This is a genomic window from Sodalis ligni, assembly GCF_016865525.2.
In the GTDB taxonomy this organism is placed as follows: domain Bacteria; phylum Pseudomonadota; class Gammaproteobacteria; order Enterobacterales; family Enterobacteriaceae; genus Acerihabitans; species Acerihabitans ligni.
Genome location: NZ_CP075169.1, coordinates 3,057,426 through 3,071,871, shown reverse-complemented (window position 1 = coordinate 3,071,871; position 14,446 = coordinate 3,057,426). Strand labels below are relative to the sequence as shown.

Sequence of the window (14,446 nt, the reverse complement as noted above, 5' to 3'; positions counted from 1 at the left end):
CTCCTTTGGATTTTCCGGATTAATTCCTCTATCAGCCTTATTATTCCTGCACTGTCTCTATTTCCGGTCAGAAGATATAATGGCCGCGATTGTTCTGGGCATCAGACATATTTCTTATTATATTGATAATAATTAATTAGTATTCAATGATTAGGATGATTCTTAATGACTCAATGCCCTGCAATTCATATCATTGGGGCATCAATTAACTCAACTCTCTGATTTTACATCACGGTTTCCCCTGAGTTAAATGAATTGCTGTGTGTAGTCTTTGCCCGTCTCATAGGATGGGCTTTTTTTTATTCCACCAAATAACGTTCTTACTTAAATTAATTTATTCTGTTCAATTTTTTTTAAGCTAATACACAACCTAATACACCGCCTAATACAAAACAGCCGGGGCATGCCCGGCTGTTTTTCCCGATATTAATCCGGATTAATAATAAGGTTATTTAATCTCCGCCAGGCTAAGCCAGGTTTTGACTACCGTATCCGGATTCAGCGACAGGCTGTCGATGCCCTGTTCCATGAGCCAGGCGGCAAAATCCTCATGATCCGACGGCCCCTGACCGCAAATCCCGACATATTTCCCCTGTTTTTTAGCCGCGACAATCGCCATGGACAATAGCGCTTTCACTGCCTCATCCCGTTCGTCGAACAGGGCCGATACCAGACCTGAATCCCGGTCCAGTCCCAGCGCCAGCTGGGTCATATCATTGGAACCAATGGAGAAACCGTCAAAGTGCTCAAGGAATCGCTCCGCCAGCAGGGCATTGGAGGGGATCTCGCACATCATGATGATTTTAAGTCCCTGCTCACCGCGCTTTAATCCCTGCCGCGCCAGTTCTTCCACCACCGCCTCGGCCTGGGCGACGGTGCGGACAAACGGAATCATGATCTCCACATTGGTCAGCCCCATCTCGTTGCGTACCCGCTTGATGGCATCGCATTCCAAGGCAAAACAGGCCTTGAAGCTGTCGGCGATATACCGGCCCGCGCCGCGAAAGCCCAGCATCGGGTTCTCTTCCGAGGGTTCATATTTATCGCCGCCCACCAGGTTGGCATATTCGTTGGTTTTGAAATCGGAAAGACGCACGATGACCCGTTTCGGCCAGAACGCCGCGGCCAGGGTAGACACGCCCTCAGTCAAGCGGGCGATATAATACTCTTTCGGACCGGCGTAACCTTGAATCATCCGCCCGATCTCTTCGCGCAACTGCGGCGTTTGCTGGTCGAATTCCAGTAATGCACGGGGATGAACGCCAATCATACGGTTAATGATAAACTCCAGCCGCGCCAGGCCCACGCCGTCATTGGGCAGGCAGGCAAAGTCGAATGCCCGGTCGGGATTGCCGACATTCATCATGATTTTCAGCGGCAGCGCCGGCATTTGTTCAATTTTGGCGCTATTGACGTCAAAATCCAGCAGTTCATGATAAACATAACCGGTGTCTCCCTCCGCACAGGATACCGTGACATTCTGGCCTTCCGTGACGCGCTCGGTGGCGTCGCCGCAGCCCACCACCGCCGGGATGCCCAATTCGCGGGCGATAATGGCCGCGTGACAGGTGCGTCCGCCGCGGTTAGTGACGATGGCGGCGGCCTTTTTCATAATGGGTTCCCAGTCCGGATCGGTCATGTCGGTGACCAGCACGTCGCCGGCTTCAACCCGGTTCATTTCGCTGATGTCATGGATGACCTTGACCGGACCGGCGCCGATGCGATGGCCGATGGCCCTCCCCTCGATCAGCACCTCGCCGCGGGATTTGAGCTGGTAGCGCTCCATGACCTGCCCCCGTGACCGCACCGTTTCCGGCCGGGCCTGGACAATGAATAATTGACCGGTATGGCCGTCCTTGGCCCACTCAATATCCATCGGGCGCTGATAATGCTGTTCTATTTGCAATGCCTGGCGGGCCAACTCCTGGACTTCATCATCGGTAAGGGCAAAACGATGCCGTTCTGCTTCAGGCACATCTTCAATGCGGACCTGCTTTCCATGTTCCTGGCTGTCGGCATAGACCATACGGATTTTTTTGGAACCGATATTCCGTCGCACTATGGCCGGTTTCCCGGCCTGCAGCGTAGGTTTATGCACGTAGAATTCATCCGGATTCACCGCGCCTTGCACCACCATTTCGCCCAGCCCGTAGGCGGCGGTAATGAATACCACCTGATCGAAACCGGATTCCGTATCAATGGTAAACATTACCCCGGATGCCGCCAGGTCGGAACGCACCATGCGCTGCACGCCGGCGGAGAGCGCCACGCCGCGGTGATCGTAGCCCTGATGTACCCGGTAGGAGATGGCGCGATCGTTGAACAGGGAAGCGTAGACATGCTTGATGGCGGTCATTACCGCATCGATACCCTGAACATTCAGAAAGGTTTCCTGCTGGCCGGCGAATGACGCGTCAGGCATATCTTCCGCGGTGGCTGACGAGCGCACGGCAAAAGACGCCTCGCTGTCGTCAGCGGACAATGTCCGGTAGGCCGACGTAATGGCCGCCTGCAAGGCAGGCTGAAACGGAGTGTCGATTATCCACTGCCTGATCTGATTGCCGGCCGCCGAAAGCTCGCCGATATCATCGGCATCAAGGCGGTCCAGCAGGTCATATATACGCTGGTTGATGCCGCTCTGGTCAAGAAAGTCATTAAATGCGTCGGCGGTCGTAGCGAAACCGTTGGGCACCGAGACTCCCAGCCCGGATAAATGGGTTATCATTTCTCCCAGGGAGGCGTTTTTACCCCCTACCCGGTCAACATCATGCATCCCGAGTTGGTTATACCAGAGTATATTATCAGTATCATTGTCAGTTATAGACATCTGCGTCTTCCTTTTACTTATAATGAAAAAGTCTGGTGGGAAATGCGTTATTCAGTGAGCGTAGCATAAACCCTAATACGCGGGCCCGGGATGAATCGAGCCAGCGCTAAAATTCAGAGTTTAGCCCAACAAACCGCGGGAGCTACATATGGAAAGAAGCGTATTTTTTATCTCGGACGGCACCGCCATTACCGCCGAAGTGGTCGGCCATGCGGTGCTGTCGCAATTCCCGGTAACCACCAACAGTTATACGTTGCCTTTTGTTGAAACGGAATCCCGCGCTATTGCCGTAAGCGAACAGATAAATGCGATTTATAAGCAAAGCGGCATTCGGCCCCTGGTTTTTTATTCCATCGTTTCGCCGGTTGTCCGCACCATCGTGGAAGCCAGCGACGGCTTTTGCCAGGATGTGGTGCAAGCCCTGGTGGCGCCCCTGCAACAGGAGCTGGGGTTATCGCCGGATCCGGTGGCGCACCGCACCCATGGGCTGACCGCCACCAATCTGAACAGATACGATGCACGCATCGCGGCCATTGATTATACCCTCGCCCACGACGACGGGATTTCGCTGCGCAATCTCGACCAGGCGCAAATCATTTTACTGGGCGTTTCCCGCTGCGGAAAAACCCCTACCAGCCTTTATCTGGCCATGCAATACGGCATCCGCGCCGCCAATTATCCGTTTATCGCCGATGATATGGATAATTTGCGTTTGCCCGCGGCGTTGAAACCATTTCATGATAAATTATTCGGATTGACCATCGATGCGGAGCGTCTGGCCGCCATTCGGGATGAACGACTGAACAACAGTCAGTACGCTTCATTGCGCCAGTGCCGTTTCGAGGTCAGCGAGGTTGAGCTCTTGTTCCGGAATAACCAAATCCGCTACCTGAACTCCACCAATCACTCCGTAGAGGAGATAGCCACCAAAATAATGGATTTACTTGGCCTGAGCCGTCGTATGTACTAATCCGCCTGGTCATTATTATTGTTGAATTCATCTGGTTTTGGTTTATTGTGATCGCCATCACTTCCCGGTATTTCACCGTTGAGAAGAAGCCATTTTAGAGATTGTTCATGTTTAACACAGATGAATTGCGCACCAGGCGCATTGGTCGTCTTATTGAGCCGGCAACGTTAGCCGACAAACTGCCTCTTAGCGCCATAGTAGCGGAAAGCGTTACCGCCGCGCGCCACCGTATCGAAGGGATTCTGCACGGCCGTGATCCCCGCCTGCTGGTGGTGATTGGCCCCTGTTCCATCCACGATACCGACGCCGCCATCGACTATGCCCGGCAGTTGAATACCCTGCGCGTTCGCTACCGGGATCGGCTGGAAATCGTCATGCGCACCTATTTTGAGAAACCCCGCACGGTGGTGGGCTGGAAGGGCATGATTTCCGATCCGGGTCTTGACGGCAGTTATCGGGTCAATGACGGGCTCGAACTGGCGCGGCGCTTGCTGCTCACGGTCAATGAGATAGGATTGCCCACCGCCACCGAGTTCCTGGATATGGTGATGGGCCAGTATATTGCCGATTTAATCAGCTGGGGCGCCATCGGCGCCCGCACCACCGAGAGCCAGATCCACCGTGAGATGGCGTCAGCCCTCTCCTGCCCGGTTGGATTCAAGAACGGCACCGACGGCAATACGCAGATTGCCATCGACGCCATACGCGCCGCCCGCGCGTCTCATATGTTCTTGTCCCCGGATAAACAGGGCCAGATGACCATTTACCAAACGGCGGGAAATCCCTATGGCCATATCATTATGCGCGGCGGCCGCACGCCCAACTATCATAGCGCCGATGTCCAGCAGGCCTGCGGGCATCTACAGGAGCATGGGTTGCCGCCGCATCTGCTGGTGGATTTCAGCCATGGCAACAGCCAGAAGCAGTATCGCCGCCAGCTGGACGTGGCGGAATCCGTATGCAGGCAGATAAGCGACGGTAGCCGGCGGGTAGCAGGCATCATGGCCGAGAGTTTTCTGGTTGAAGGCAGCCAGGCGCTGATACCCGGCCAAGCGTTGACCTATGGTCAATCCATCACAGATGGCTGCCTTGGCTGGGAAGACAGCGAAAGGCTGCTGGCCATGCTGGCGGGCGCCGTTGATAGTCGTTTCTAAACCCTTTTCGCTACCCTCCTATTTACCCATTGGGCCGCCGACAGGCGGCCTAATTATTTTCTTCGTCTGAGAAGCGATAAAACCCTTAATTTTTACTCTTTAATTCCACATGCGAATGTTTGATGATATGTTTTATGGGTCAGTGAAAATCGATTATCTTCTAGAGAAAATTATTTCATCAAATTTAAAAAGTAGACCGCTAATTTATTTCACTCATCACGAAAACAATTCCATTTTATATTGAGATAACCCTATCCATATATAAGGATCTTGCCATGACAAAAGAAACTTGTTTATTAGAAAATAATAAAATATATCATATTGATTATCAAATTAAACATTCTCAAAAGACTAATGCATTACATTATTACACTTATTCCATAAAAAATAAACAATATTCAAATTAAAGATTCCTTTTCATCTATTGATAATAAAGCAGATGAATCTCACGACATAAATAATTGTGAAAAAATAGTGAGGAAGAAAGAGTTGATTATTTATTCAGCTGCGTAAATGAACTTACAAATAATATGGATTGTTTGTTAACTTCGGGTCATACAAAATATATACAGATTGAATTGCACGACAAAAAATCAGCGTTGCGACAAAAAATAATGCTACCGAGCGGTAACCTGATTTTGCCGGCTATTTTAACAAATCACTGGTGGTTTCAGATGGCAATAATTACCATATTCAGCAAGATTACCACAAACCGCTACCCTTCTATGGATCGCTTACCCTTTTATTAAGCCAGCTTGTTCAAGGCGGGGATGGCTCGGCGTATATAATTGGCCTGATTGGGTGGGAAGCACCGCCAAGTGGTTCAGCGGCTTACGTGACCCGCTGATATTCCCTCAGTCGGAGGGGCAGCCCACAACATCTTCGGTTTTTATCCCGGCACAATCATACATACGGCAGAGGCGGAATTTTCAGCGCGGCTAAGAACGGTAAAGACCACGAATCTGATGAAGACCTTAACCAGGCCGTAAATTCCCCACCGCATCCGCGCTAAGCGAGACGCTGCCGCCGCAAGCAGAGTATAGCAGCGGAGAAATTGACGCCAACAGCCGATTATTATTCAGTATTGATGGCCTCGAATTCCAGATTTCTCTCGCCAATGGGGAGGCTCAAACTCTGCTTCTTAATATGTTTCAAGACTTTGTCAGGGCCAGTGACCCACCATTATCCGATCCATTGAGTAACCTGCTGGAGTTCGATAAATTTATTGGCAAAAATGTCAAAATCTTTCATGGCGGCCTTTATCTTAAAGATAAATTCACCTCGCTAAATATCATTATTTCCAAAGTCCAGTTTGAGGACATCATTTCGTCCCTTAAAGAGTTAACACAAGAGAATACAGCTCAACTGAAAAGACTAAAACGTCATGTCGCTGAAAATTTCATGGTCGAAAATTTTATTAGCAATATTGTTAAGCAATTGAAAGAAGCTTCAAGCCGCATCAATACTGAAATAATCAAGGACGCCATTTTAATTATCAAAAATAAAACCTTCGATATGGCAAAGTCGGAAGTCACGCACAAAGTCAGAGAAAAACCCTTGGACGGAAATCCTATTATCAAAAATGATGCACGTTCTTAATTTATGTCAACAAGCATATAATGAATATCGCTTACATTTATACCCGGGTGATCATTCTCCCCTGTCGCGTGTAACCTATATAAACGCACAACAAATTTATCACGCACTAATTAATCACGATAAAAGACATCTGATAGACTGCCTGATAAAATCAAAATTCTATTCAATATTTGATTACACCAGAACGAATGCTATCAGCATATACAGTTTAAATTTTATCATGCCGGGTGAGATCACTGATATAGGAGATATTTTTACCGCTGACGAACAGATGCTCACCAATGAAAATATGGATACTCTTTTTATCAGGAGTTGATAAATTACATCTACCAGCGCCCTTCAGCAAACTTTTATTTTGAACGTCTTCTGGATATAGCGGAGCTATTTAGGGCAGACGGCTCAAGCAATAGTTCTCTTTCATCTTGGCAGCAAAGGAATATTGCTCCGTTAGAACAGACACATAATATATTGTCTGACATGATTGATAATAATCATGAAGAAAAGAGTAAATTTACTAATCACTATGCATGGCATAATGAACTAACAGGTATCATCAAGAACGATAAAATTCTTTTGTTTTATTAAGCTATTTTATCAATATGCAAAATATATTTATAAATTGTATTGCAGATTTTATAGAACATAATACTAAACTTATCGCAAGTAACCAGGAGCAACGTATTGTGGCGTCTAAAATCGAAGCCGTTCGAGACCAAGCAAGCCCTGATTTTAATCAAAACAATCTAGAGATGTTTAAAAATATATCGATTTGGAAAAGAAAGGAGATTTACATGTTTTATCAAGGCTGCATCAATATGGTTCATTTCTCAGAAAAAACGCTTAATGAAGGTTTTTATCTTCATTAAACGTACTTTATGTTCTAAAACAATTTATAATGTCACAGCAGCAGATCTTCATGGACTATACCTCCCGTAGACAGCAACCCTACAAAAGTGTTTATAAGTTGGAATCTTCTTTCGAAAAGAAATCGTTAGAAGAATATTATAATCAATTCGTCGACTATAAAAGCATCATTCATTTATTGAGGCGAGAAATCTTACGATGCAAGCATTAGAAAAATCTAGTTTGCATTATGTAGATATCGTATATCCTGCTAAGAAAATTTTATGCTTTAAAGTTTTTCACGAAATTACGTTAAGAATGATTTAACCCCATTCACCTTCGTCTCCTGCCGAAGGATAATACAGGATATCTCATTATTGCTACGCTGCATAATGATAAGACCGTATTATTAAGTACTTTTAACGGCTTCGTGATCATCACTGATTTCAATGTACTCAAAAATGGCGATACTTTAGCGCTGATCAAAGAATATTGGGAAAACTGTTCCACTGGCCTCGATATGAGACATCGTCCTCATTTCCATATTAATGAAACTGCCTTAGCATCACTTTTTCCTGAAATCGATGCGAATAGCGAGTCATTAACCTCTATGATAGACATTTTACTTCACGTTCCTGAAGAAGAAATTTTGATGTTCCTGCATCGGCATATTCTCTTGCTGCGGTTAAAGATTCAGACTTATATTCCATCATAAAATCCTATGTCTTCAATAAGGATGAAACATCTGAGCCTATAAGTATTAAGATCCCATTTATCAACGCTATCGATAATATCAATCAGGCTACGTTGGTTGCAATAGCTCAAAATTCCAAAGAAACATTGCGTCATTATACCTGGCTGGAATACACGGCTTCATTTATTCCTTTTTACCACACTCTGCCAGCTATGGTATGATGAAGAACATGAAATCAAGTTTGCAGATATCATTTTGATCTCTATGATCTTGTTACTACAGTTGTAGCTCTTTCAGGACAGTTTAAAAATATCCGAAAACACATTTAAGCATGCTCTTTACAAAGCTACAAAGAAAAGGTACAACATCATATGATAAGGAATTTTGTTTTTCATGAACTTATAGGCTCAACACCGAACATTGGATACAAAATGGCCAAGTCTTTTCTGATGAAATATCTTCATTTTATAACATCATACATCCGTCAGGCAAAGTGTTAACAATCTTAGATGATACGCTACAATATAAAATACAGGATGTGCTAGCAAAAGCCAACGTCGCCATTAGATTGTTTAGTTCGAGGAAGAAAAACCTGCGGCAATACTGGAAAGCAGAAGTGGATGAAAATCAACTCGAAACCTTGCCCAGTGGCATTTTAGTAAAAATTCGGGTTCTGCAGAGTCATACTATATTGTTAACGACAATGACTATTTCCCCGTTTTTGGGATAAATATCATGGTGAATGGAGAATCATCAACTTGAGAGGCGGCAACGACAAAGATTTTGCCATTCCCATTGTACAAAGCCACTCCGGAGGTTGGGTCGCCAGCGCACGGCAAGTCGTTGACATAAGGATTTCGCCCCTCCCAGTCAATCATTTCCATCCTAACAATGCTCAGGACACAAAATTGATTGAGATTGAACCCCTACGCGTATCGGGCATTGATCAATTTTCTGATTGCGATTTGGTGAATTTTCACAAAACCATACTGCGCTTCTCACTTGAACGTCACCAGAGGGAAACTATATTTACAGAAGCGGGAGACCGCGTCATTTCAATATTTAATGATTTTCATCGAAACTTTTCTTTGAAAAAGACATCTTAGCCATGCAATTTAATAATAAATTTGTATATGATAAAACGTCCGCGGTTCTCGCAATACATGCGTTAGAAAGCAAGGATGACGTTAGGATCCGCTTTCGTGCCGTAAGCGCTTGGAGCGACGTTCTTCACTGGGCCGCGGAAACCTATTTTGCCATCACTGTTAACATAGCCAATCAAAGTTATATTATTGACTTTGCCAATAATCGCTTGTCTTTTGGTATTAACGATAATAGGGATATTTTACGGAAAACGAGTGGCTGATGATGTTTAGCCAGCAACCGACTTACTTCGAATTAATTAAATACAAAGATTTTGATGATATGCAAGATGCCAGGTTTTTAGCTATCGTGAAGCTACGGCGCCCTATGTTTTCATTAAAGATGGCTTCCTGATTAAAGAGCCGGCCTGGTATAGGCCGCTATTGCTTAAACATAATAGTTATCTAATAAAATCTAAGGCTTTTATAAGCGAGATTGATCAGCATATGCCCCATCTTGTGGCAAGGTCGATTCGCCACGAAGCGTTATCATTTGAATTGAAAGAAGAGCTTCCTCTTTATATATTGTTACACTGTGGATTACTGTCCCTAAAAGTGCAAATCATTTATTGGAAATGATAAAACAAGCAAAAACGATTTTATAAATAGCCATGCCATACTTGTTGATGAATATAAGATATCGACAACATCTGATTTATTAAGAATAAATCAAGGTAAGCTTTGGCGCTCTATGATTACTCGAATCGACTGGAGCATCTGATGTTATGCATCGGTCAGGGAAGATTCATTGGCCTAAATAATAACTTATATGGTTTTACCCCACAGCAGCGAGTTTCGTTGGTCATTGCCGAACAATTGGGAACATTTAACCAAAATTTGTTAACCTTGCACCGTGGCGATAAAACTTCATTGTGATGGCCGGCAGCGCATTCGGCGCAACGGATAATACGCCAATTCTGGCGTATGAACTCCCGAGCGAGATGAGGCCCGAGTTTCATATCGATGGTCGCATTACGGGTTATCGACGCCATTTTATACCCCGCGAGGAGGTCCTTTTCGGCAAAGATTGTTATATTTCTGTAGTGCCTTGGAGCAGTGAAGAAAACCGCGTATTCGCATCAAACACTATGGCGAGCCGTTTCTTATCAACAATATGGATGCCGTCGAACTGGCGGATATCATCCGGGGCCTGGCTTACGTTAAAGACCCGACATTCACATTAGAAGACATCGAGAGTATTGAGTTGCACTCCTGTTACAGCGGCTATGGTTCCGATTATTCCACCGCTCAGATCCTGTCTGATGAGCTGGGGCTTGCGGTCCATACTTTTCCTCATAAAATTGAGGGCGGGATCCGTCAAAGAAGACCTGAGTGGTTTCGCCAGTATCGGCCTGCGGCAGGCGGATTCCTCTCATTGATAATGGTTGTCAAGAGCCGGTAAAACGGAGTCCCCGCAGCTTGTCAGTACCCTGAACATGCAGCAGGAGCTACGGGATATCATGACATCTGTCCGTAACGTTATACAATTTTTATCCAGCATGCGCAGAAAAATAATCACAAAATATCCATTTGAGCCCGGTTGAACGTCATATTCCTTTCATTTACATTGACATTTTGCAGCTAATCTATCCACAAAATCCGTATCACCCTCGCGTAGTGGCCGATATCCTTTTAAAGAAGGAGTCCTTGTCGATACTCGATCAAATACTGGAGGATTATGACATTGACGGGTCTGAGGATATCGAATTTATTGAACAGGCTCTGCTGGATATTATTTTATCCATTGATGAATTTAAATATTTATCCGAGCGATTTCATCATATGTAAGCTAAGCAATAATCGCTCTCTTTGTTGACAATATCGCCACCCTCGGCAGTTAACGGATTAATAGGGACATAACAATGTTAAATGAAGCTATATCCTTCACCAATAATTTAAATTTACATACAGCAAAACATTCAGGTTATATTGAGATTATATCTTCATTAAACAGTTACCTATTGGGGCTTAGACGTGCAGATAATGTGTGTAAACACTTCCCTGCAGGGAGGGAGAAGCTTTTTTCAGGCAACAACTGATTGGAGCGCAGAAAATGAAACAGCGGAGGAAAAAGAACAAGCTGATTATCTATTCCAATGCGTCAGTGAACTCAAGAACAATCCTGATTGTTTACTCCAGACTAAAGATACGAAATTCACCCGCATACACATAGCTGAAGAAACCTATATTATATGTCAACATCGTGAAGTGGTGGCCCTTTTCAACGTTTCCGTTGTCCACTGTTTATCGTTTTAACGTCCGCTCATTATCGCGTCATCTGACGCACTCTTTGCCGATAACATTCCTGCCTTGCGTTTATCTTTCAGCCGGTAACTTTGCCCTTTATATTGACCGTGGTTGAGTGGTGCAGTAAGCGGTCCAGGATCGCCGATGCCAGCACGTTATCGCCGAACACTTCTCCCCAGTCCACGAAGCTTTTATTCGAGGTCAGTATGATGCTCGCTTTTCATAACGCCGATTCAGTAGCCGGAAGAACAGGCTCGCCTCTTCCCGCGTCATCGGCAGATAGCCGATTTCATCCAGGATCAACACCCGGCTATAGCTTAACAGTTGGATCTGCCTCTCCAGGCGGTTTTCTTGTTTGGCCTTGAGCAGCGTTGCCATCAGTTTATCCAGCGGCGTGAACAGCACCCGGTGACCGCCATCCGCTGCTTTGACGCCCAGGGCCACCGCCAGATGGGTTTTCCCACCCCGGCGGACCCAGCAAGATAACATTTTCATTGCGCTCCACGAACGCCAGTCCCGCCAACTCGCGGATCACTTTGCGATCTATTCCCGGCTGGAAGGTGAAGTCGAACTGCTCCAGCGTTTTATCCAGGGTAACCGGGCCTGCTTGAGCCGTGATTCCAGGCCCCGGCTACGGCGCCCGTTCCATTCCTGTGACAAGGCGCGGATCAAGAACTCCCGGTAGTTCAGTTCTTCTTTCGTGGCCTGCTCCAGCAGGTTTTCCACCGCGCCGCTCAGATGGTCCATTTTCAGCCGGGTCAGTAGGTTTTCCAGTTCGTTCATCACTGTAGTCCCTCATAGGCATCCAGCGGTCGTTGCTCTACCTGGCAGGTCCGCTGCCACAGCGCCTGGTGATGTTCCGGCACCGTCTGCCATCCGGCGGTGGCCGGTGACAACGGATGGCGGGCGATAAGCTCGTCATTGCCGTAGACGCGTAACTCGTCGTCCAGGGTAATGCGTACCGTAACCTGGCGCCCGCACCAGGCTTCGGGCAGGCTGTAGCGGTTGCCCCGCACGTCGATGTAGCCATCCCAGGCCGCTTGGCGGATATCGTGATAACTCGTATCGAACGGACCGGCGGGCAACGGTTGCAGGGCGGTTTTTTCCGCCTCGAACCGTTCTGCCGGTGTCTGATGGAACTGGCGCAGGTCGCGTTGATCGGCCTCTTGCGCCAGCCACTGGGTCAGGAGCTGATTGACGTGCGCAAAACTGTCGAACCGGCGATAGTGAACGAAGAAGTTGTGTTTCACATAACCCACCATGCGCTCCACTTTCCCTTTGGTCCTGGGCCGGTGAGGCCGGCAGGCGCGGGGGATAAAGCCGTAGTGCTTCGCCAGCGACTGGAAGCCGGCGTTGAAGATAACCTCGCCGGTATTATCGTGTTTGAGCACCGCCGCCTTCTGGTTATCAACCAGCACGGTTTTCACGCAGCCGCCGAAGTAACCGAACGCCTGCACCAGCGATTCGTAAGTGTGCTCCGCATCCTGGCAGGGCGCGGCGAAGACATGAAAGCGGCGCGAGTAGCCCAGCGTATTGACGGCGAAGTTGATTTTACATGGCAGGCCCGCCACTTCTGCTTCCACTTCACCCCAGTCGTGCTGCAACTGATAACCGGGCTGCGTTTCGAAGCGGACGGTTTCACGACCATGCCGGAGTCGGCGTTTGGGCTGGATATATTCCCGCAGCACGGTGGTCCCGCCACCATAGCCTTGCGCCTTGATTTCCTGGAAAATCACTTGCGCGTTCCAGACATGTTCACTCAGGCGCATATCGATAAAAGCCATGTAAGGTTCAAGTTTGCTCATACGCCGTCGTGAAGACGTCCGGCGAGGACGTTCAGGCTCGGACAGGTGCCGCCTGACCGTGCGTTCTGAGCAGCCAATCTGACGGGCAATGTCGATAATATAAGCGCCATGAATGCGCATTTGTTTTATCATTAGGTGGTCCTCTCTGCTTAACATGGCGCTTCCTCTTTCGGTGTCGGAACCTTAAAGAAAGACCATGTTGGGTGGAGTGGACAACTTTTCCGATGAATTACGACCTTATATCAGCGATGCCGACATATATCCACCGTACGAGTGCAGCTACCCAGCGGCAACGCCATTTATGCTGGATTTTTAGATGACAGGCTCATTGTGAGCCATGGCGAAATTTATCATATTGAGGCCATGATACGACCTAATATCACCTTCCTGGGTTCAATGGGAAATTTACTGGCCCATTTTATCGGAGGTCATCAATGGGAATGTTCAACCCCAAATCAACCGGCTTGGATGGACAGGCTGTTCGCATGGTTTGCCGGCCTGCGCGATCCGCTGATGTTTCCCGGCGCGGAAGGACAGATGACGGCGACGGCGGGCATTCGGCCTCTTCAGAATATACTCTATAGGTCAGCAACGGAATTCCAGGCGCAATTGAAGGTAATAAATATCACAGAGCCTGAAGCAGGCATCATCTCCCCTCACCTTCATGTTTCAGCCATAACCAACCCCCTGGCGCCGGCAAAGGATATCGCCGAGATCTTGCCGGGTCGTGGTAGAATTATGTTCGACATCGGCGGACATCAACTTGAATTGAACCCTGCGAATAAAATTGCCGCCGCGCTGCTGGCACAGCTTGACTCGACATTGTCCCTGGAAAACACTCCGCAGGATGAGCTATCGTATTTGCTGAAGCTGGACATGCTTATCGCCGGAAAAACGGCGGAGATTATCTATAATGGCTTATTATTTAAAGACAAGTCTTACTCTTTAAATATGATCATCCTTAAATCTTATACAGAAAATATTATCACAAAGTTTAATGATTTATTATATGACAAACTTGAACCTCAAATCAAAATTTCTTCCCATTTGAATTCATACAGTGCAATAACCGATCATATACCAGACATCAATAAAAAATCGCTGACGCCTACGAACATGTTAATATAGATGTCATTGTGGAAACGATATCTTCTCTCAAAATAAA

At 46.9% G+C, this 14,446-nt stretch carries 11 protein-coding genes, 1 other RNA gene and 1 pseudogene; 10 read left to right on the top strand and 3 right to left on the bottom strand.

Annotation, left to right across the window (positions count from 1 at the left end; all coding sequences use genetic code 11):
* Nucleotides 1–198: 198 nt before the first annotated feature.
* Nucleotides 199–303: antisense sRNA RprA (gene rprA, locus GTU79_RS14250), an RNA gene on the top strand.
* 145 nt (nucleotides 304–448) lie between these two features.
* On the opposite strand, the gene ppsA is transcribed toward rprA, so the two are convergent.
* Nucleotides 449–2,827, bottom strand: a complete 2,379-nt coding sequence (gene ppsA, locus GTU79_RS14245) for a phosphoenolpyruvate synthase (RefSeq protein ID WP_203521438.1) — start codon at nucleotides 2,825–2,827, stop codon at nucleotides 449–451.
* 148 nt (nucleotides 2,828–2,975) lie between these two features.
* Here ppsA and ppsR point away from each other — a divergent pair, with 148 nt between their 5' ends.
* From ppsR to GTU79_RS14205, 8 genes are all read left to right on the top strand, one after another.
* Nucleotides 2,976–3,797, top strand: coding sequence for a posphoenolpyruvate synthetase regulatory kinase/phosphorylase PpsR (gene ppsR, locus GTU79_RS14240; RefSeq protein ID WP_132921612.1), 822 nt, complete (start codon nucleotides 2,976–2,978; stop codon nucleotides 3,795–3,797).
* A gap of 107 nt (nucleotides 3,798–3,904) precedes the next feature.
* Nucleotides 3,905–4,951 (top strand): 3-deoxy-7-phosphoheptulonate synthase, encoded by a 1,047-nt coding sequence (locus GTU79_RS14235; protein WP_203521439.1) that lies wholly within the window; start codon nucleotides 3,905–3,907, stop codon nucleotides 4,949–4,951.
* Between the two features lie 1,146 nt (nucleotides 4,952–6,097).
* A complete protein-coding gene (locus GTU79_RS14230; protein ID WP_214514076.1) occupies nucleotides 6,098–6,550 on the top strand; it encodes a hypothetical protein in 453 nt (150 codons plus the stop codon).
* 683 nt (nucleotides 6,551–7,233) lie between these two features.
* The gene (locus GTU79_RS14225) at nucleotides 7,234–7,416 is read left to right on the top strand and encodes a hypothetical protein (protein WP_214514075.1); all 183 of its coding nucleotides are present in this window, start codon (nucleotides 7,234–7,236) and stop codon (nucleotides 7,414–7,416) included.
* Nucleotides 7,417–7,823: 407 nt separating this feature from the next.
* The gene (locus tag GTU79_RS14220) at nucleotides 7,824–8,108 is read left to right on the top strand and encodes a hypothetical protein (protein WP_214514074.1); all 285 of its coding nucleotides are present in this window, start codon (nucleotides 7,824–7,826) and stop codon (nucleotides 8,106–8,108) included.
* A 737-nt stretch (nucleotides 8,109–8,845) separates the two neighbouring features.
* Entirely contained in the window at nucleotides 8,846–9,193 is a 348-nt protein-coding gene (locus GTU79_RS14215; RefSeq protein WP_214514073.1) for a hypothetical protein, read from the top strand.
* Nucleotides 9,194–10,343: 1,150 nt separating this feature from the next.
* A complete protein-coding gene (locus GTU79_RS14210) occupies nucleotides 10,344–10,631 on the top strand; it encodes a hypothetical protein (protein WP_214514072.1) in 288 nt (95 codons plus the stop codon).
* A gap of 245 nt (nucleotides 10,632–10,876) precedes the next feature.
* Nucleotides 10,877–11,017 (top strand): hypothetical protein, encoded by a 141-nt coding sequence (locus GTU79_RS14205; RefSeq protein ID WP_214514071.1) that lies wholly within the window; start codon nucleotides 10,877–10,879, stop codon nucleotides 11,015–11,017.
* Between the two features lie 464 nt (nucleotides 11,018–11,481).
* Here the strand turns inward: GTU79_RS14205 and istB are convergent.
* Together istB and istA are read right to left on the bottom strand one after the other, a co-directional pair.
* Nucleotides 11,482–12,259, bottom strand: a pseudogene (gene istB / locus GTU79_RS14200) (IS21-like element helper ATPase IstB).
* The gene (gene istA / locus GTU79_RS14195) at nucleotides 12,259–13,437 is read right to left on the bottom strand and encodes an IS21 family transposase (protein ID WP_203524015.1); all 1,179 of its coding nucleotides are present in this window, start codon (nucleotides 13,435–13,437) and stop codon (nucleotides 12,259–12,261) included. The pseudogene istB and the gene istA overlap by 1 nt, the downstream one beginning before the upstream one ends.
* A 117-nt stretch (nucleotides 13,438–13,554) precedes the next feature.
* On the opposite strand from istA, the gene GTU79_RS14190 reads away from it, so the two are divergent.
* On the top strand, nucleotides 13,555–14,409 hold the full coding sequence (locus GTU79_RS14190; RefSeq protein ID WP_214514070.1) for a hypothetical protein: 855 nt from the start codon (nucleotides 13,555–13,557) through the stop codon (nucleotides 14,407–14,409).
* Nucleotides 14,410–14,446 lie beyond the last annotated feature (37 nt).